This window comes from Neorhizobium sp. LjRoot104, assembly GCF_964253725.1.
Taxonomy (GTDB): Bacteria; Pseudomonadota; Alphaproteobacteria; order Rhizobiales; family Rhizobiaceae; genus Neorhizobium.
In genome coordinates this window covers 1,531,791-1,550,767 of sequence record NZ_CAXURS020000001.1, presented here as the reverse complement: position 1 = coordinate 1,550,767, position 18,977 = coordinate 1,531,791, and the positions used below count along the sequence as shown (strand labels likewise).

The following is an 18,977-nucleotide window of genomic DNA, read 5'->3' as shown; positions in this document are numbered from 1 at the left end:
CCGGCAGGCAGCGTTCCATCTGTCGGTCTGCGGGCGGCAGCGCGTCAGATGGGATTTGCCGGGCGAGTATGTAACGAGGCGTAACCGCATGGCAAAGAACCCTAGCAGCGAGTCGATCGATGAGACGGCGTTCCAGGCGTTGGAAGATGCCCTAAAAATCAATTTCAACGATGATCAGTCGCGCCCCAGATCAGTGCCCCATGCCTCGGAGGCCAGAGTGTCAGACACTACCAAATCGCGTCAGACCCAATACCCGGACGATGCTGCCGAATCATACCGATCGGCCGCCGCCGAGACCGCTGCCAAGTCTCCCATATTCCAGCCCGCCAACGACGCGGGCAAGCGCAGTTCGACGGCGATCCTGCGGACGCTGGAAGGCGGCGCGATGCGCTCGTCCATCCGCAATGCGGTGATCGTCTCGATCCTCTGGGCAATCGGCGGCATCGCGCTCGGGCAGATGATCTACGGCAACCAGCTCTGGCAGATCACCTCGGTCGAAGGCGTTCTCGCCGCTCCCGGCATCGTCGCGCTCGCGGTCTGCATCCTCGTTCCCATCATGCTGTTCTTCGCCTTTGCGATCATGATGGCCCGCGCTCAGGATCTTAGAACCGCCGCCCGTTCGATGGCCGAGGTGGCGCTTCGCCTGTCCGATCCGGAAACCGTCGCCTCCGAGCGAATCATGAGCGTCGGCCAGGCCGTGCGCCGCGAAGTCTCGGCGATGAACGAAGGCATCGAGCGCACCATCGCCCGCGCTGCCGAGCTGGAAACGCTTGTCCATTCGGAAGTGAATGCGCTGGAGCGGAGCTTCACCGACAACGAATTGCGCGTTCGCGGCCTCGTCCACGAACTCGGCGCCGAACGCGACGCGATCGTCAACCACGCCGAGCGCATTCGTTCGTCGATCGTCGGAGCCCATGATCAGCTCAAGGAAGAGCTGTCGCTCGCCACCGAAGAAATCTCCATTCGCCTGGCGACTTCAGGCGAAGCCTTTGCCTCGATGATCGAGACGCGCGGCGCGGCGCTGATGGAAAAATCCAACGCCGCCGGCGAAGCGCTCGGCAGCCTGCTGACGACAAAGACCGAAAACCTGCTGCAGACGCTCAACTCCTCCGGCTTCGCGCTCGCCCACGAGTTCGACGAGCGGATGGATGCGATCAACACCGTGCTCTCGCAGCGCGGCCAGGAGCTTCTCAACGAATTCCAGACGCGCGCCTCCTCGCTCGACGCCAATACCGAAAAGCTCAACGCGGCACTTGCGGACCGCACCCGTCAGCTGAACGAGACGCTGCTTGCCCGGACCCGGGAAATCACCGACGGACTTGCCGAAAGCGAACAGACGCTCACCGGTTCGCTCGGCGGCATCCTTGCGGCTCTCAACAGCTCGCTCGAAGAAAAGACCTCGACCTTCCGCCAGAGCCTGCAAAACACGGTCGAAGACGTAGTCCTCGACCTCGACATGCGTTCCGGCTTCTTCGAGGAGCGGCTGCAGACGACCGTCGGCCTGCTCAGCACGACGTTCGACGACAGCATCTCGCAGTTCACCTCCGCCTTCGACCAGCGCGCCGGCACGCTCGACAGCAAGCTGATGGACAGCCTCGCCCGCATCAACGAGACGGTCGCAAGCGGTTCGGATGCGATCGAAAACATCCTCTCGTCCAGCGTCGAGCGCATCAGTTCCTCGCTGACCGACCAGTCGCTCGCGCTGGAGACGACGCTCGGCACCGGTCAGGAAATGCTGGATGCCATGCTCGGAAGCCGCTCGCGCGAACTGTCCGATGCGTTGTCGGCCCGCAGCACTGAAATTCAGGATACGCTGGCCTCCCGCGCCACCGAAATCCAGGATGCGCTCGTGACACACACGGGCGAACTCCAGGACGTCCTCGGATCAACGACCAGCCAGCTTCGGGATGTACTCGGAACACGCACCAGCGAACTCCAGTCCGTGCTCGTGTCGCGGACCGAGGAACTTCAGGAAGCCCTTGGAGCACGCACCAGCGAGTTCCAGGACGTGATCGCCACGCGCACCGGCGAACTTCACGAAGCGCTCGGAACACGTACCGGCGAACTCCAGTCCGTACTTGCCTCGGGCACCGACTCGCTTCACGAAACGCTCGGAGCGCGGACCACCGAACTCCAGGACGTTCTCACCACCCGCACCGGTGAGCTTCAGAACGTACTGGCTTCGGGCAGCGGCGAACTTCAGGATGTCATCGGCGCTCGCACGACTGAGCTTCAGGACGCGCTTGCACTGCGCACCGGTGAACTCAAGGACGTCTTTGCATCCGGCACCGGCGAACTTCACGCCGGTTTTGCGAGCGCACATCAGAACATCGAAGCAACGCTCGCCGAGCGCAGCAGCAGCCTGCTCGGCACGCTTTCGGAAAACCAGGCCAGGTTCGAACAGAGCCTGGCAATTCGCTCCGGCGCCATCGTCGCTGCCCTTTCCGGCAGTCACGATCATCTGACCGAGGTGTTGAGCCAAAAGTCCAGCGCGATCGAAACGCTGATGTCCGGAGCGCCGGAACGCCTTGCCGGCATGTTCGACGAAAAATCGGAGCACATCGCCCGCACGCTCATTGCCAGCGAACAGCGGCTCGGTGACGAGCTGGGTCGGCGCGCTTCCGAAATGCAGACGTCGCTCGATGCCAATCGCGAGCGGATTTCCGAGATCCTCGAAGACAAGTCGATGGAGATCGCCACTTCCTTCGCGCTCGGCGAAGACCGTCTTGCCGGCATGCTCGACGAGAAGTCGGATTCCATCACTCGCGCACTTTCGGAAACCGAACAGCGCATGAGCGGAGACCTGGCCCGCCGTACGTCGGAAATCAACGAGGCGCTGGGCGTCAACCGGGACAGGCTCGCGGAAATTCTCGACGACAAGTCGATGGAAATCGCCACCTCCTTCGCGCTCGGCGAAGATCGTCTCGCCGGCATGCTCGACGAAAAGTCGACGGCAATCGCCAACACCTTCATCGATGCCGACGTCCGCATCGAGCAATCCTTCGCGGCCCGCGCGGAAGCGATCCGCAACGCCTATGCCGACAACCAGCTCAATCTCGACCAGTCGCTCGAAAACCGGACAGCCGAGATCGCCCGCGTTCTCGAAAGCGGCGGCGATCGCCTCGAACAGACCGTCGGCAGTGCAAGCGGCCGCATCGAGACCGCGCTGACAACCGGCGCACAGCGTTTCGAAACGGGCATGGCGGACGGGCTGGAGCGCGTCGAAGCCGTTCTCGGCTCGACGCAGGAGCGTATCGCCGCAACCATCGGCCTTGGTCACCAGCAGCTGGAGACGACGCTCGGCTCCGGTTACGAGCAGATCCGCGACACCCTGGATGAACGCACCAAATCGATCGCGACAACACTCACCGATGCACAGAGCCAGATCGGCGAGCTGATGCAGGATCAGGTCACATCCTTCGGCACCTCGATCGCGGCCAGCGCCGGAATGCTCGAAATGTCGCTCGAAACGCAGCAGAACGCCCTGCGCGGCGCTATCGACACCGCGGGCCAGTCTCTCGAAGAGCGTCTGCGCGACAATGTCGGTACGCTCGCCGTTCGGCTTTCCGATGCCGCAAGCGAAATCGGACGCTCGGCCGACGCCTTCTCCAACCGCATCCGCCAGACGGTCGGCGGGGTTCAGGGCGCGCTCGAAGAAACCGGCAGCCGCATCGAATCGACATTCGGCGGGCTCGAAGGCCGGATCCGGGGAGAGATCCTCGAAGCCGCACAGCTGGTCGATGAGGCCGGCACCAATCTTTCCGCCACGCTCACCAGCCGCACGGCCGACCTGGAACGTGTCGCCGTCGAGGCTTCGGACCGCATCACCGAAACGATGGACGGCCGCACCGCCCGTATCGAGGAACGCCTCGGCACCATCGATCGGGCGCTGACCATCGGTCTCGACAATGTCACCAAGACCATCGAAAGCAAGGCCGTCGGCCTCGCCTCGACACTGCGCGAAGCCGTCGGCGCCGCGGCCCAGAGCATGGACAGCGAAGCCACCCGCTCCGCCGAGGTGCTGGCGCGTGCCGGTGCAGAATTCACCGAGGAACTCACCAACCGCAACGCCGAATTCACCAAGGCGATCGAGGAACGTTCGACCCAGATCGTCGGCCGGATTTCGGAAACCCAGAACCGGCTTGCCGGCCAGGCGGCAACCGTGGCGCTCGCCTTCTCGGAAGCGGGCAATGCGATTGTCCACAAGGTCGCGGAGGCCGACAGCCTGGTGAAGCGCCAGGTCACGGCAATCTCCGAGGCGCTGGACGAAGCGCAGAAGGCGCTCGACTCCCGCGGTGACGGTATCCGCACCACGCTTGCCGATACCGCAAGCCAGCTCGACACCGCCATGGACGCAGTCGACCGGGCACTCGCGGCCCGCGGCGACGCCATCCACTCGGCGCTCGACGCCCGCGCCCGCGATCTGAACTCCATGCTCGCCGGCCGCTCGGCTGAACTGGCACGCCTTCTCGATGAAAAGGCAAAGCCCATGGTCGAGGAATATGCCGCCACCGGCCGCACCGCCATCGAACAGATGACGACCGCCGCCCAGCAGGGTGCGGAGCGCCTCTCGGCCACAGCGCAAGAAACATCGGCGAGGCTTTCCTCCGCCGCGGAAGAGACGACCGCGCGGCTTTCCTCCGCTACGGAAGAATCGACGGCGCGCATCCGCAACGAGAACTCGGCGCTTGTCGATGCGATCGCCGCGCGGACCAACGAGACGCTCGCCGCCATCACCCAGCGGACCGAAAGTGCCGCCGGCACCATGCGCCACGTCGAACAGGGCCTGTCAGCCAGCGTCAACAGCCTCATCGACAAGCTGGCGGAAAGCAATTCGAACATTTCCGCCATGGTCCAGGAGACAGCGAAGGAACTCGGAAGCACCGCCGATGCCGTCGCCCATCACCTTTCGGAAGCCGACCGCAAGCTCAGCGTCACAGCCAACCGGTTCGTTCAGTCGGCAACCAACTCCGCCGATATCGTTTCCGGCTCGACCCGCATGCTCGAAGACAATATCGGGCGCATGTCGGACGTCTTCGGCAATACGCTCGAACAGGTCAGCAGCCTCGTCGGCCGTTTCGACGACCACTCAAGGGTGCTTGTCGAAGCATCCGAGCTCCTCGGTGCAGCACAATCCAACCTCGTCAGCACGCTGGACGAACGTCAGAACGCGCTCCGCAACCTGTCGACCGGCCTGGTCAAGCGTTCCGAGGAAATCGAGACGACGATGCGCAGCCTGACGACCCTGGTCGATGGCGCTTTCGAACGGGCGGAAGAACGTTCGTTGCAGGTCGGCTCGCGGCTTCGCGAGAGCCTGCATGCCTCGTTCGCCGATATCGGCCGGACGCTCGGGGAAACCCAGCACCGCGCCGAAGTGACGGCCGATGCGATGCGCGAAGCGCTGATCAGCGCCGGCAGCGATGCCAACCACGCCATCGAGACCACACTGTCGGACGCCGAGAAGCGCACCCGCGATCTTTCCGAGCGGATGCGCGGCAGCATCTCGCAGTCGCTGAGCGACGTCGAGCAGCTTCTGTCGGATGCCACCAGCCGCTCCGGCAGTGCCGCCGAACAGCTGCGCGATACGCTCAGGGAATCGGTCGAGGAAGCCATCAACCGCTTCGCCGGCGCAACCGACGAAATCCGCCGGTCGGCGCAGGATATCCGCCGCGAACTGGATACGACCCGCACCGAACTCAAGCGCGGTGCGTTCGACCTGCCGGAAGAAGCCAAGGAAAGTGCCGCCGCGATGCGGCGTGCCGTCGCCGAGCAGATCAAGGCGCTGCAGGACATCTCGGCGCTGGTCGGACGCTCGACCCAGAATTTCGAGATCTCCGAGGCCTCGGCACCGCGCCAGACGCCAACTCCCGCTCCGCAGCCGGCTCCTGCGCGTCCGCAGCCGCAGCCCGCTGCCGCAGCCATCCCGCAGCCGGCTCCGCCCGCACCCCGCAACGATCCGTATAGCGGAAACGCGCTACGCGGAACGCTGCCGCTCGATCGGCAGGCGCCCGTCGCCCGCCAACCGGAGCCGCGCGGCACCGACGGCGGCTGGATCAGCGACCTGTTGCGCGGCGCATCGCGCGACGAGATGACGGATACCCCGGCTGCACCCCGTCAGCAGCCGCAGCCGGCACCACGTGCGGCCGAACCGGCCCCCGCTCCGCGCGGCAACGGCGACAACCGCAACCCGCGCCACATGGTGGAATCGCTGAACTCGCTGTCGGTCGATATCGCCCGCGCCATCGATCATGACGCCTCGGTGGACCTGTGGCGGCGTTACCAGCGCGGTGAGCGCGACGTCTTCACCCGTCGTCTCTACACGCTGAAGGGCCAGCAGACCTTCGACGAGATCAAGCGCAAGTACGACCGCGAACCGGAATTCCGCACCGCCGTCGATCGCTATATCGCCGATTTCGAAAAGCTGCTTGCCGACGTCGCTCGCACCGACCGCGACAAGACGGTCACCCAGAGTTACCTTACCTCGGATACGGGCAAGGTCTACACGATGCTGGCCCACGCCGCCGGGCGGTTCAACTGACCAGTACTCGCCCCGAACCCAGAACCGGTTTCGGGGCGATTGTTCACCTGCCAGCCTTTTGACGGCTGGGGCCCGAGGCCCTCGATCCATCCGCTGATAAACCGCAAAATCTAAAAGGCGCCGCCCAGGCGCAAAACCAAGTCCTGCAGGATCGCGTTCAGGTACTCCGGCCGTTCGAGGGGGACGTAGTGATCACATTCCGGGATGACGTGGAGTTGTCCGTGTGGAGTTGACGCAGCCTGCGCTGCGGTCGTTTTTGGTCCCGGAGCGCTATCATCCGCTCCCGTGATGAGAACCATCGGATCGGAAAATCCTGAAAGCACCTCATCGTGGCTCGGCCGCGTGTGAAAGACGGTCACACCCTTTGCGATATCCTGCGGGGACTGACGAAGCGCAATGCCTTTTGCATGGCTTTTCACCTGATTCGAAGCACTGCCTGAAAGCAGCAGGCCCCAGTAGGTTTCCCATGCCTTCTCAAGCCCGCCGTTTCGAATGGTTTCGAGAGCGGCGGCGTGAAGTTCCGGGTCCGGTCGATGCCTGGCCTTCGTCCCGATCAGGACCAGGGCAGCGACGCGGTCGGGGGCAATGGCCGCCACTTCGAGCGCGCAGGACCCTCCAACCGAGCAGCCCACCACGATCAGGCGATCATTGCTGACCAGTTTCAAAGCGGCGGCGGCCCATTCTTCAATGGTATCACCCAGACCGTACAGGGTCGGTGCGCAAGTCGAGCGGGGAAGGATATCCATCTGGCCGGTCCACATCGAGCCGTCCAGCGGCAACGCGTGCAGCAGAAGCAATCCCAACCTTTCCCGGCCAGTCGCCATGAAACCTCATATCAACCGGGCTGGATCTTCGTGACGGCTGAGATCACATCGACTTCAGCGACCAGTCGACGATCTGGGCGCCGACCTTGGCGAAAGCGCGGTCCAGCGCCTCGATGAAATCGCGGTTCTCGGCGCCGGACACCGCAGCCGTCGCCTTGAACACGCTCTGGGCGCGCACCGTGCCGTTGCGGTCGTTGAGGATCTTTGCCGAGATCTCGACATTGGCGAGCCGCGGGCTGCCGGCGGTCACCTCGAAGGCGCGGATATCGGTCACGACCTGGTAGTCGATCGCCAGGCCCTGCCCCGGCTTGCCGACGCCGCCGAGGCGGCCGGAGTTTTCGAAGGCTTCGACCAGCTTCGACTGGACGAGGGCCGGAAGCCGGTCGCCCCAGCGGGAATCGGCGAGATACTGGATTTCGGAAGGCGAGACGCGCACCACGACCTGTTCGCTGTTCAGCAATTTCAGCGCCGTCGGTTCGGGCACGAGGATCTGCCGGTTGCGGGCGGAGACGCCCTGGCCGGACGGCGTGATCGACAGGTCGAACGTGTCGTTGTTCGCCTTGCTGCCGCAACCGCTCAGCAGCGCCGCCACGAGCGGCAGCGCAAGCAGAACCGAGCCGCGGGCCGCCGCGCGTCGCATCAGGAACTCCGAACCGGTCATCAAACCCCACTCTCCAACACTGGAGACGCCCAGCTTACCGCCGCGTCCTGCCGTCATATTCCTTCACCGTCTCGCCGCCGAAGATCAGCCGCTGCGGATTCTGGTCGAAATTGGTGATCGTCTGGTCGAGCGACTGCACCGTGCGGCGCGCGTCGTTGACCAGCGTCTGGATATCCCTCAGGCCGCTTGCCGAGAAACGCGACAGGTTGTCGGCGATCGGCCCGACCCGCGCATTGATGTTGTCGGCGACGGTGCGGAAGGATTCCAGCGTCTTACGCGCCTCGGCGAACAGCCCTTGCGAATCGTCGCTCGAAACAAGTCCGTCCACCTTGGCGAGAATGCCGTCGACACGGCTCGACGCGTCGTTGAGCTTCTTCGCCAGATCGGTGAAATCGCCGATCGCGCGGTCGATATCGTCCTTGCGGTGCGCGAAATTGTCGACCACGCTGCGGGCCGAACCGATCGTTTGGCGGGCGTCCTCGGAGGCGGCAGTGATGTTGCGGATCGTCGTCGCGACCTGGTCGGTATTGACGGCGCCCAGCACGCTGTCGGCGCGCCTTATAAGGGTCTGGGCGTCCGAACCCACCTTTTCGAGGTTGGCGGCAGCATTACGGACATTGATCACCACGTCGTCGAATTTATCCGAGGCCATGGCGACATTGCGGGTGGCGCGCTCGGTATTGGAGACCACGGCGTTGATCTTTTCCGCGTCGATCGCGCTCACCAGCCGCTCGGCGGCTGCAAGCGTCGAGTTCAGCGTTCCGGAAACGCGGTCGATCGTGGTGGAGAGCGTCGAAAGGCTGTTCAGGAACCTGTCGATGCTGTCGGAATTCTGGGCGAGCGCCGAGGTGAAGGTTTCCACATTGCGGATGGTCTGGGTCAGCGGGCCTCGCGCATCGGCGACAAAGCCCTGTATATCACCAATCGCCGCATCTGCACGGTCGAGGATCTTGTCGGCGGTGGCGAGCAGGTTGGTGACGCTGGACTGCTCGGCAATCAGCACGGCCGGCCGGCCGTTCTCGATCGATTTCTGCAGGATGTTCTCTTCGCCCTTGGCGCCGCCGGAAAGCTCGATATAGGCCGCCCCCGTCAGGCCCTGAACTTCGAGTGCCGCCTGGGTGGACTGATAGACCGGCGCATCGGCCCGCACTTCGGTAAAGGCGATCGAATAGCGCGGATCGTCCGGATCGATCGTGAGGCTGCGCACCGAACCGACCGGAATGCCGTTGAACCGAACCGGAGAGCCGACCGACAATCCGTTCGCCGAGCCCGGGATGCGAATCGCCAGTTCGGCCGTCGGTCCGCCGCGGCCGGATTGCGCCATCCAATAGACGAAGCCGAAAGCGGCGGCGATCACCAGCAAGGTGAAGAAACCGACAAGGGCGTAGTTGGCTCTGGTTTCCATAGATTACGTCACTCTTCTACTTCTGCCGCGGGCTGCTTTTCTTGGATCACGACTGACCGCGCCCGCTTGCCGCGGAAATAGGACTGTACCCATGGATCGTCACAGGCAAACATATCCTCAAGCGTACCCTCGACCAAGACCCGTTTCTCTCCAAGCACAGCAATTCTGTCGCAGACCGAGAAAAGACTGTCGAGGTCGTGTGTCACCATGTAGACGGTCAAGCCCAACGTATCGCGCAGCCTGGCGATCAGCGCGTCGAAATCGGCAGCGCCGATCGGGTCGAGGCCGGAGGTCGGCTCATCGAGGAAAACGAGGTCCGGATCGAGCGCCAAGGCACGTGCAAGTGCGGCGCGCTTGATCATGCCGCCGGACAGTTCGGACGGATATTTGTCGGCCGCATCGGGCGGCAGGCCGACCATCTCGATCTTCAGGTAGGCGAGCTCGTCCATCAGCGACTGCGGCAGGTCGAGATACTCGCGCATCGGCAGCTGGATGTTTTCCTTCACCGTCAGGGCCGAAAACAGCGCTCCGTGCTGGAAGAGAACGCCGAGCCGCGTGTCGAGCGCCATGCGTTCGTCTTCCGTGACCGTGTCGTAGTCGGCGCCGAGAATGTGGATCGTGCCGGAACGATGCGGCAGCAAGCCGAGCACGGTGCGCATCAGCACCGATTTGCCGGTACCGGACGCGCCCACGAATCCCAGGATCTCGCCGCGATAGATGTCCAGGTTCAGGTGGTCGAGCACCAGCTTCTCTCCGAAGCCGACCGTCAGGTCGCGGACCGACAGCACCACCTGCCGGCCGTTCGCCTTGTCCGTGATCCCGGTCCGGGGTGCCTCTTCCACATCGTTCTCCATCAGAAATCGATCGCGGAATAGAAGAGGGCGAACATCGCATCCATGAAGATGACGGCGAAGATCGATTTCACCACCGAGGTGGTGACGTGCTGGCCAAGCGATTCGGCGCTGCCGCCGACCTTCATGCCCTCGACGGCGGCAACGATGCCGATCGCCAGCGCCATGAACGGCGCCTTGATCATGCCCGAGGCGACGGATGTATGGTCGATCGCCTCATGAAGGCGCGACAGATAGGTATCGAAGGTAATGCCGGAATAGGCAAGAGCGACGACGGCCGCCCCGAACAGGGCCGAAAAGTTGGCGATGATCGTCAAGAGCGGCAGCGCCACGGTCAGCGCCACGAGCCGCGGAAAGATCAGCACGCCGACCGGATTGAGGCCGATCACCGTCAACGCGTCGATCTCTTCGCGCATCTTCATCGAACCGATCTCGGCGGTGATGGCGCTGCCCGAACGGCCGGCGATCATGATCGCCGTCAGCAGCACGCCGATCTCGCGAAGCTGCAGGATGCCGACCAGATCGACGACAAAGATTTCGGCGCCGAAATACCGCAGCTGGAAGGCGCCCTGCTGGGCGATGATAGCGCCGATCAGGAAGGACATCAGCACGATGATCGGCACCGCCCGCACGCCCATGCGGTCGATATGGGTGACGACGGACGCCGGCGAAACGCCGGCGCCGCGGCCGAGCTTCATCTGCGCGCCGCGGACCGCCGAGCCGAGAATATGCATGGCTGCGTAGAAATCGCCGCCGAGCGAGACCATCACTTCGCCGACCGGCGCAAACAGGCGTTCGAACAGGCCTCTCCTGTTTCCGCCGTCCGCTGGCGGCGCAGGAGCGTGCTCCGGCAAGACGCCGATCAGTTCCCGGATCGGGCCTTCGCCGCCCACCAGGGCCGCGTCTGCGCCCTGCCCGCCCTTGGCGGTCATCAGCCGGCGGATGAGCCAGGCGCCGGCCGTGTCGATGCCGGTGATACCGGAAAGATCGACCTCGACCTTTCCGCGGTTTGCGGCACTTTCGAACCGCTCGAGCTCCTTGAGCACCGGCGCAATCGTCGGGCCGCGCCATTCGCCGGCCAGCACGTACCGTTCACCGCCGTCGCCGGGCATATTTTCGGCCTTGATTTCGGCTGGCTGGAACGTCACGTGTTTCTTTCGCGCTTAAGCTTGTCAGGCGTTTCAATACGATGCGGTTGATCGCACTTTCCAGACCGGCAATATAGCTGCGTCATAGGGATTTGCCACAACGGGACGCGTAAAACCATGAGCCGTCACCTCGAAGCCACAATAGATACGTTTCCGATCTCCGGTTCCTTCACGATTTCCCGCGGCTCCAAGACCGAAGCCGAGGTCATCACCTGCATCGTCAGCGAGAACGGCTTTTGCGGCCGCGGCGAATGCGTGCCTTACAAGCGCTATGGCGAAAGCCTGGATGGTGTCATGGAGGATATCGCGGACATAGCCGACGCAATCCGCGCCGGTTTGACACGCGCAGAGCTGCAGAGACGGATGACGCCGGGTGCTGCCCGAAACGCCGTGGATTGCGCACTCTGGGACCTCGAGGCGAAGCTGAGCGGGCGGCCCGTTGCCGACGTGATCGGCGCCACCAGCCGCAAACCCTTCGTCACCGCCTTCACGCTGTCGCTCGGGGAACCGGAGGTCATGGCGGCGGAGGCGGCCCGGAATGCGTACCGACCGCTTCTCAAGGTCAAGCTCGGAACGGACGATGACGAGGCGCGGCTGAGGGCTGTTCGTGACGCCGCGCCGACCGCGCGGATCATCGTCGATGCAAACGAAGGTTGGAGCGAGGAAAACCTCGCCCACCACATGGCGATTGCCGCGGAAACCAATGTGTCGTTGATCGAGCAGCCATTACCGGCCGGCCAGGATGCGGCGCTTGCCCGGATCCGGCGCCTCGTTTCCGTCTGCGCCGATGAAAGCGTGCATGCCACGGAGGACTTGGCAAGCCTTCGCGACCGCTACGACGCGGTCAACATCAAGCTCGACAAGACCGGCGGACTCACCGAGGCGCTGGCGATGAAGGCGGAAGCACAGCGGCTTGGATTTGCCGTGATGATCGGTTGCATGGTCGGCTCTTCGCTCGCCATGGCGCCGGCCGTACTGCTTGCTCAGGATGCGGACTATGCGGATCTCGACGGGCCGCTGCTACTGGCCCGCGACCGGCCCGACGGGCTGCGCTACGAGGGTTCCCTCGTCTACCCGCCGGAAGCGACCCTCTGGGGCTGAAGTCTTGCCGCAAGCGCGATGATCGACAGGCCAAGCAGCGCCAGGACAGACATCGCCACATAGCTCGTCGGGCCGAACTGGCGGTAAAGGACGCCGGAGAGCACCGTCGAAAGCGCGAGAAAAACGCCGTTGTAGAAGACATAGGCGCCCTGCATCGAGGCTTCCTGGTCCTCGCGCACCGCCTCGACCAGCCGGTGCTGGATGCCGATATGGACAAAGGCGAAGGTGAACGCATGGGTGGCCTGCAGCGCCAGATATCCCCAGAAATCGAGCGGCATCGGAAACAGCGTCCAGCGCAGCACCGCCACCGCACAACCTATCCGCATCAGCGTCCAGGGCGAGATCCTTCGGGCGATCCAGCCGGCCGCGAAAAAGACGATGATCTCCGACAGGACGGCCGCGCTCCACAGGACACCGATCGAGCCGCTCGAAAAACCGACCTGCTGCCAGTGTATGGTGCCGAACGTATAGAACATGCCGTGCCCGGCCTGCGCCACCGATGCCCCGATCATCAGCACATGCAGGTCGAGCCTTTTCAGCGAACTCGGCTGAGGCATCCTGTCGGGGTCCGGCCTTGCGACCGCCCGGCCGAGCTTGGGAGCCGCGAAGGCAACACCGACGGTCAGGAGAAAACCGACCGCCATCGCCGACGGCACGGCCTGGAAACCCCAGAAGCCAAGCAGCTCGCCGACGAAGAGCGTCACGGCCACGAAGCCGACCGAGCCCCAGACGCGCATTGAGCCGTATTGGAAACCCCAGCGCCGGACCCCGCTCACGGCGATCGATTCGACGATCGGCGCATAGGGCGCGAAAACCGCCGCCTGAACGGCGACGACGATGAGAACCGGCCAGAAGTCGCGGGTGAAGAACATGGCGAATGCCGTCAACAATGACAGCGCGCCGGACCAGGCGAGCATCAGGGTGCGTTCCGTCATGCGATCGGCAAGCAGGCCGGCAACCGGGGCGGCCGCCACGCGCAGGAGAAGCTGCGAAGCGAGCACGATGCCGATTTCGAACTCGGTAAAGGCAAGCCCGTCGAGCCAGACGGGCAGATAGGGCAGAATCACGCCGTTCACCCCGAGCGGCGCCCCATAGGCAATCGCACAGCGCAACTGGAAGAACCGGGGCGCTGTCTGCGCCGTATTTAAGGGAATCACGATTTCACGGATGGGTTGCTGAAGTTTCAGCTTACCTAACACACACCCTTGTGCCTGCCTATGGCAAGAAATAGCCCTCGGACCGGCCTGTCGATCTGTCGCAGGCCGCTCAGGCGGCCCGCATGTCCTCGATGGATTGCGGCGCCGGCAAGGCCTTGATCTCCGCCGTGGCGGCGATGTTCTGCCAGGAGATCATCTCCAGCGTGCCGTCGAAGTTCTCGGCGATCGCCGTGCAGCTTTCCACCCAGTCGCCGGTATTGACGTAGTGGATGCCGTCGATGTCTTCCATGACCGCATGATGGATATGGCCGCAGATGACGCCATCGACATTGTTGCGGCGGGCTTCGTCGGCGACGACCCGCTGGAACTCACCGATGAAATTGACCGCGTGCTTGACCTGTAGCTTGGCCCAGGCCGAGAACGACCAGTAAGGCATGCCGAGGCGGCGGCGGATGGCGGCAAGGCCGATATTGATGACGATGGCCGCATCATAGGCCCAGTCGCCGAGATAGGCGAGCAGGCGCGCATTGCGGACCACGACGTCGAATTCGTCGCCATGCAGGATCAGGTATTTGCGGCCGTCGGCCATTTCGTAGATTTCGCGCTCGGCAACTTCGATGCCGCCGAAATGTGTGCCCGGGAAAGAGCGCAGGAATTCGTCGTGGTTACCGGGAATGTAGACAATGCGGGTGCCCTTGCGCGCCTTGCGCAGCAGCTTCTGGACCACGTCGTTGCAGCCCTGCGGCCAGTACCAGTTGCGCTTCAGCCGCCAGCCATCGATGATGTCGCCGACCAGGAAAATGGTCTCCGCTTCATGATAACGCAGGAAGTCCAGGAGAAAATCCGTTCGGGCCGCCTTGGAGCCCAGGTGAACGTCCGAAATGAAGAGCGTTCTGAAATGCCGTGTATCCATCTCACCGGTCACGAAGTCGTCCTTTCGCTGCCGCTTCTGGTGGCTTCAAAACCAGACTCGTGTTTCAGGATGATGACAGGGCGGGGAAAAGCCGCTCCCCGGCGCTCCGATGGCCGTGTTCCAATTTCCGCCGTCACCCCAAATTAGCTGCTGTCGCTGCTGATTGATTGATGTAAGGAGGGGTCTCTCCTTTCGACCCCTCAAAGACAGAACAAGCAAGCCAGGAGGAAACATGAACGCGCAGGACAAACCGAAATCGCCGACGATGCCAGCTACTGGGCCGGCCAGCGGCGATCTCGACGAGCAGGCGCTGTTCTTCCACCGCTACCCGCGGCCCGGCAAGCTGGAGATCCAGGCAACCAAGCCGCTCGGCAACCAGCGCGACCTGGCGCTCGCCTATTCGCCGGGCGTTGCAGCCCCATGCCTCGCGATTCGCGACAATCCGGATATGGCCGCGGACTATACCGCCCGCGCCAACCTCGTCGCGGTGGTCTCCAACGGCTCGGCCGTACTGGGGCTTGGCAATATCGGACCACTGGCTTCCAAGCCGGTCATGGAAGGCAAGGCCGTCCTCTTCAAGAAATTCGCCGGCATCGACGTTTTCGACATCGAGATCGACGCGCCCGGCATCGAGGCGATGGTCTCGACCGTCTCGGCGCTCGAGCCGACCTTCGGCGGCATCAACCTCGAAGACATCAAGTCGCCGGAGTGTTTCGAAGTCGAACGCCGGCTGCGCGAAAAGATGAACATCCCGGTCTTCCACGACGACCAGCACGGCACTGCGATCATCGTCGCCGCCGCGGTCCTGAACGGGCTTGAACTCGCCGGAAAAAACATCGCCGACGTGAAGATCGTTACCTCAGGCGCGGGTGCTGCCGCGCTCGCCTGCCTGCATCTCCTCGTTTCGCTCGGCGCGAAGAAAGAGAATATCTGGGTCCACGACATCGAAGGCCTTGTCTATGACGGGCGCAATACGCTGATGGACGAGTGGAAGGAAATCTACACCCAGAAATCCGAAAAGCGCGTCCTTGCCGACAGCATCGGCGGCGCCGACGTGTTTCTCGGCCTCTCCGCCGCCGGCGTGCTGAAGCCAGAACTCCTGGCACAGATGGCCGAAAAGCCGCTGATCATGGCGCTTGCCAATCCGACGCCGGAAATCATGCCGGAGCTCGCCCGCGCCGCCCGTCCCGACGCGATGATCTGCACCGGCCGTTCGGACTTCCCGAACCAGGTCAACAACGTGCTGTGTTTCCCCTACATCTTCCGCGGCGCGCTCGATTGCGGCGCCCGGACGATCAACGAGGAAATGAAGATGGCAGCGGTCAAGGCGATCGCAGCGCTTGCACGCGAGGAAGTCTCCGACGTTGCCGCTCGCGCCTATTCCGGCGAGACGCCGATCTTCGGAGCCGACTATCTCATCCCCTCGCCTTTCGATCCGCGCCTCATCCTGCGCATTGCCCCTGCGGTTGCCAAAGCCGCTGCCGAGACCGGCGTCGCCTCGCGGCCGATCCAGGATTTCGAGGCCTATCTCGACCAGTTGAACCGCTTCGTCTGGCGCTCCGGTTTCGTGATGAAGCCGATCTTCAGCGCCGCCAAGGCTTCCGAGAGGAACCGGGTGATCTTCGCCGAGGGCGAGGACGAGCGCGTGCTGCGCGCCGCCCAGGTCCTGCTCGAAGAAAAGACGGCGACCCCGATCCTGATCGGTCGTCCTTCGGTCATCGAAGCGCGGCTTGCCCGCTTCGGTATCCGCATCCGCCCGAATGTCGATTTCGCCGTGGTCAACCCGGAAGACGATCCGCGCTATCGCGACTATGTCGACGAATATTTCGCCCTGGTCGGCCGCGAAGGCATCAATCCGGAAGCGGCGCGCACCATCGTGCGCACCAACAACACGGTGATCGGCGCGCTCGCGGTCAAGCGCGGCGATGCGGATGCGCTGATCTGCGGCGTCGAAGGCCGTTACGACAAGCATCTCAGCGACGTGAACCAGATCATCGGCAAGCGGCCGGACGTCTGCGCCTTCTCGGGCCTCAGCCTGGTGATCTCCCAGCGCGGTGCGATGTTCTTCACCGACACTTTCGTCAACTACAACCCGTCCGCGCAGGAGATCGCCGAGATCACGGTTCTCGCGGCCGAGGAAATCCGCCGGTTCGGCATCACTCCGAAGGCGGCGCTGATCTGCCATTCGAATTTCGGCTCGCGCGATTCGGAAAGCGCCCAGAAGATGCGGGCTGCCCTGAAGCTGGTGCGCCAGCGTGCGCCGGAACTCGAAGTCGACGGCGAAATGCAGGGCGGCTCCGCCCTGTCCGAAACGCTGCGCAAGCGGGCCATGCCGAACAGCTCGCTCACCGGCGAAGCCAACCTGCTGGTCTTCCCGAACCTCGACGCGGCAAACATCTCGCTCGGCCTCGTGCGCAACCTGACGGACGCCCTGCATGTCGGGCCCATCCTTCTCGGGGCGGCCCGGCCGGCGCATATCCTGTCGTCCTCGGTCACGTCGCGCGGCGTGGTGAACATGGCGGCCCTGGCCGTCGTGGAAGCATCGCAGCCAAATTTACAAATTCAATCTTAAGTTGTTTAAACTCGCGATTGGCGTGAGCCCCGTTGGGGGCTCACACCGTATCTGAGATCTGTTTTCACATGCGGTGATCGCCGCTTTATGAGATTGTCAACCGGCACGTTCCATGATGCCATCTCCAAACTCTGGAGAGGATGCCGGAATTGCCGATCCCGCTTCGCGGCCTGCTGACCATACCGCTGTTTTTCCTGCCTGCCGCAGCGCTGGCGGGGGACCCCGCCGTTTGCGCGGCGCTTTACCGGAAACTTGGCAATAGCCCGCAGATCATCGGCAGCACGTCCGCGGCACGCAGCTATGCCCAGCAGCTCGGCGAATACAATACCGATATCCGGGAGCTCAGGATCGACATGCGCCGCGCCGGTTGCGGCAATGGCAGCGTCGTGGTTTTGGGCGGCCCGAATGCCGAGGTCTGCGGCCAGATGCGGGATGCGCTGGACAGAATGGAGCAGAGCCGCGATGCGCTGGCGGCGGAACGGAATAGTTCGCGGCAGATGATCCTGCCCTCGGAAGAGCGGAATGCCATTCTCGCCGCCATTCGCGAACAGCGCTGCATCCCCTCTTTCGAACCGCTGCCGCCTGTTATCGACGATCGGCGAAAGGTGCCGGGGATCGAACTTCCGAAGGAAGAGCAGCCCTATTCCGGGATCACCAACCTGCGCACCCGCCCGCCACAAAAGCCACAGGCAGCCGCCGTCCAGCCGCCGATACTCACACCGCCACCGGAGCGGGCCTACGATCCGAACAGGAAGGTGCGCACCGTCGGGCCGACCTTCCTGCCCGACGAGAGTATCGATCTCAGCAATCCGAAATCGGCAGGACCGCAGCCGCAGCAATAGTCAGCGGTTCTCCCATCGGTCATGAAACACCAGTTCGTCCAGAGTCAGGCGCTGGCGCCAGCCCTTGAGCGCCAGCTCCGGCTCGCCATAGAGCCGATCGACGTAACCGAGGCAGAGCCAGGCGATGATCTCGATGCGGTCGGGAATGCCAAGCAGCCCGCGCACGTCCTCGTCGTGAAAGATGCTGACCCAGCCGACGCCGACGCCTTCGGCCCTGGCCGCAAGCCAGAGGTTCTGCACGGCGCAGACGGTCGAATAGGCGTCCATGCGCGAATTGTGGGTACGGCCGAGCACAACCGGGCCGGCGCGATCGGGATCGCAGGTGACGCAGATCGACAGTGGCGCCTTGCGGATGCCTTCGAGCTTGAGACTGCGATAGAGGTCGCGGCTTTCATCCGGAAACATCTCCGCGGCTTCGTCATTGGCGCGCGAGAAGGCGGTCCATGCGGCCTCCCGCACCGCCTGATCGCGGATGAGGATGAAATTCCAGGGCTGCATGAAGCCGACGGAGGGAGCTGCATGCGCAGCGCCAAGCAGTCGCCTTACCAGGTCGTCCGGCAGCGGATCGGGCAGGAACTGGTCGCGCACGTCGCGGCGGGTCTCGATCGCCCGATAAACGGCCGTACGTTCGGCCTTGGAAAATTCACCGGCGGGCCGCAAGGCATGCGCAAAAGGGTCAGGTCGCATCGTTTATCCCCAACAATGCCGTCGCTCCCCAGCCTTTCGGAAGCAAGGAGAGGTCCGAAACCTTGCCGCCGTCCGCGCGGGTTCGGTCTATCGTGTCAGGCCGGTCTTCTGACTTGGCTTCGTCCGCCTCCCGCCGCGGCCTTCCCGGTTTCCCAGTGGCTGAATTCCTGCGGCCGGGCGTCCACCTCACAGCGTTGGGCACGTTCCGGTTCCACCCCGGATTCCCGATTCTCCGGCTTGTCGCCGGCACCTGACCGGATCAGTTATGCCCCTACCCA

The 18,977-nt window shown here is 63.7% G+C and carries 12 protein-coding genes and 1 riboswitch; of the genes, 4 read left to right on the top strand and 8 right to left on the bottom strand.

Annotated features, from left to right (window positions below; translation table 11 throughout):
* The first annotated feature begins 88 nt into the window (after window positions 1-88).
* Window positions 89-6,538, top strand: coding sequence for a hypothetical protein (locus ACSQ8R_RS07895; protein ID WP_436252839.1), 6,450 nt, complete (start codon window positions 89-91; stop codon window positions 6,536-6,538).
* 110 nt (window positions 6,539-6,648) lie between these two features.
* On the opposite strand, the gene ACSQ8R_RS07890 is transcribed toward ACSQ8R_RS07895, so the two are convergent.
* The 5 genes from ACSQ8R_RS07890 to ACSQ8R_RS07870 are packed head-to-tail and all read right to left on the bottom strand — an operon-like array spanning window position 6,649 to window position 11,391.
* A complete protein-coding gene (locus ACSQ8R_RS07890) occupies window positions 6,649-7,362 on the bottom strand; it encodes an alpha/beta fold hydrolase (RefSeq protein ID WP_436252838.1) in 714 nt (237 codons plus the stop codon).
* Between the two features lie 43 nt (window positions 7,363-7,405).
* Window positions 7,406-8,023 carry an ABC-type transport auxiliary lipoprotein family protein gene (locus ACSQ8R_RS07885; protein ID WP_436252837.1) on the bottom strand — a complete coding sequence of 206 codons (618 nt, stop codon included), beginning with the start codon at window positions 8,021-8,023 and terminating at the stop codon, window positions 7,406-7,408.
* 34 nt (window positions 8,024-8,057) lie between these two features.
* Window positions 8,058-9,428, bottom strand: a complete 1,371-nt coding sequence (locus tag ACSQ8R_RS07880; protein ID WP_436252836.1) for an MlaD family protein — start codon at window positions 9,426-9,428, stop codon at window positions 8,058-8,060.
* Window positions 9,429-9,436: 8 nt separating this feature from the next.
* The gene (locus ACSQ8R_RS07875; RefSeq protein WP_436252835.1) at window positions 9,437-10,282 is read right to left on the bottom strand and encodes an ABC transporter ATP-binding protein; all 846 of its coding nucleotides are present in this window, start codon (window positions 10,280-10,282) and stop codon (window positions 9,437-9,439) included.
* The gene (locus ACSQ8R_RS07870; RefSeq protein WP_436255409.1) at window positions 10,282-11,391 is read right to left on the bottom strand and encodes an ABC transporter permease; all 1,110 of its coding nucleotides are present in this window, start codon (window positions 11,389-11,391) and stop codon (window positions 10,282-10,284) included. Before ACSQ8R_RS07870 ends, ACSQ8R_RS07875 begins: the two co-directional genes overlap by 1 nt.
* Window positions 11,392-11,544: 153 nt before the next feature.
* On the opposite strand from ACSQ8R_RS07870, the gene dgcA reads away from it, so the two are divergent.
* A complete protein-coding gene (gene dgcA / locus ACSQ8R_RS07865) occupies window positions 11,545-12,528 on the top strand; it encodes an N-acetyl-D-Glu racemase DgcA (protein ID WP_436252834.1) in 984 nt (327 codons plus the stop codon).
* On the opposite strand, the gene ACSQ8R_RS07860 is transcribed toward dgcA, so the two are convergent.
* Together ACSQ8R_RS07860 and ACSQ8R_RS07855 are read right to left on the bottom strand one after the other, a co-directional pair.
* Window positions 12,498-13,685, bottom strand: a complete 1,188-nt coding sequence (locus ACSQ8R_RS07860; RefSeq protein ID WP_436252833.1) for an MFS transporter — start codon at window positions 13,683-13,685, stop codon at window positions 12,498-12,500. The two genes, dgcA and ACSQ8R_RS07860, sit on opposite strands and share 31 nt — an antisense overlap.
* Before the next feature lie 109 nt (window positions 13,686-13,794).
* Window positions 13,795-14,598: a UDP-2,3-diacylglucosamine diphosphatase gene (locus tag ACSQ8R_RS07855; RefSeq protein WP_436255408.1), complete on the bottom strand. Its 804-nt coding sequence runs from the start codon at window positions 14,596-14,598 to the stop codon at window positions 13,795-13,797.
* Between the two features lie 232 nt (window positions 14,599-14,830).
* Between ACSQ8R_RS07855 and ACSQ8R_RS07850 the strand changes: the two genes are divergently transcribed.
* Both ACSQ8R_RS07850 and ACSQ8R_RS07845 read left to right on the top strand, forming a co-directional pair.
* Window positions 14,831-17,170: an NADP-dependent malic enzyme gene (locus ACSQ8R_RS07850; protein ID WP_436252832.1), complete on the top strand. Its 2,340-nt coding sequence runs from the start codon at window positions 14,831-14,833 to the stop codon at window positions 17,168-17,170.
* 140 nt (window positions 17,171-17,310) lie between these two features.
* Complete coding sequence (locus ACSQ8R_RS07845; RefSeq protein WP_436252831.1) at window positions 17,311-18,012, top strand: hypothetical protein; 702 nt, start codon at window positions 17,311-17,313, stop codon at window positions 18,010-18,012.
* Here ACSQ8R_RS07845 and bluB read toward each other — a convergent pair whose 3' ends face one another.
* The gene (gene bluB / locus ACSQ8R_RS07840; protein WP_436252830.1) at window positions 18,013-18,699 is read right to left on the bottom strand and encodes a 5,6-dimethylbenzimidazole synthase; all 687 of its coding nucleotides are present in this window, start codon (window positions 18,697-18,699) and stop codon (window positions 18,013-18,015) included. It abuts the gene before it with no gap.
* An 81-nt stretch (window positions 18,700-18,780) separates the two neighbouring features.
* Window positions 18,781-18,968, bottom strand: a riboswitch (cobalamin riboswitch).
* Window positions 18,969-18,977 lie beyond the last annotated feature (9 nt).

What these genes read in the sequence shown, in the direction of transcription:
- ACSQ8R_RS07895 (WP_436252839.1), top strand. Translation starts at nt 89, where the DNA reads ATGGCAAAGAACCCTAGCAGCGAGTCGATCGATGAGACGGCGTTCCAG.
- ACSQ8R_RS07890 (WP_436252838.1), bottom strand. Translation starts at nt 7,362, where the DNA reads ATGGCGACTGGCCGGGAAAGGTTGGGATTGCTTCTGCTGCACGCGTTG.
- ACSQ8R_RS07885 (WP_436252837.1), bottom strand. Translation starts at nt 8,023, where the DNA reads ATGACCGGTTCGGAGTTCCTGATGCGACGCGCGGCGGCCCGCGGCTCG.
- ACSQ8R_RS07880 (WP_436252836.1), bottom strand. Translation starts at nt 9,428, where the DNA reads ATGGAAACCAGAGCCAACTACGCCCTTGTCGGTTTCTTCACCTTGCTG.
- ACSQ8R_RS07875 (WP_436252835.1), bottom strand. Translation starts at nt 10,282, where the DNA reads ATGGAGAACGATGTGGAAGAGGCACCCCGGACCGGGATCACGGACAAG.
- ACSQ8R_RS07870 (WP_436255409.1), bottom strand. Translation starts at nt 11,391, where the DNA reads ATGCCCGGCGACGGCGGTGAACGGTACGTGCTGGCCGGCGAATGGCGC.
- dgcA (WP_436252834.1), top strand. Translation starts at nt 11,545, where the DNA reads ATGAGCCGTCACCTCGAAGCCACAATAGATACGTTTCCGATCTCCGGT.
- ACSQ8R_RS07855 (WP_436255408.1), bottom strand. Translation starts at nt 14,598, where the DNA reads ATGGATACACGGCATTTCAGAACGCTCTTCATTTCGGACGTTCACCTG.
- ACSQ8R_RS07850 (WP_436252832.1), top strand. Translation starts at nt 14,831, where the DNA reads ATGAACGCGCAGGACAAACCGAAATCGCCGACGATGCCAGCTACTGGG.
- ACSQ8R_RS07845 (WP_436252831.1), top strand. Translation starts at nt 17,311, where the DNA reads ATGCCGGAATTGCCGATCCCGCTTCGCGGCCTGCTGACCATACCGCTG.
- bluB (WP_436252830.1), bottom strand. Translation starts at nt 18,699, where the DNA reads ATGCGACCTGACCCTTTTGCGCATGCCTTGCGGCCCGCCGGTGAATTT.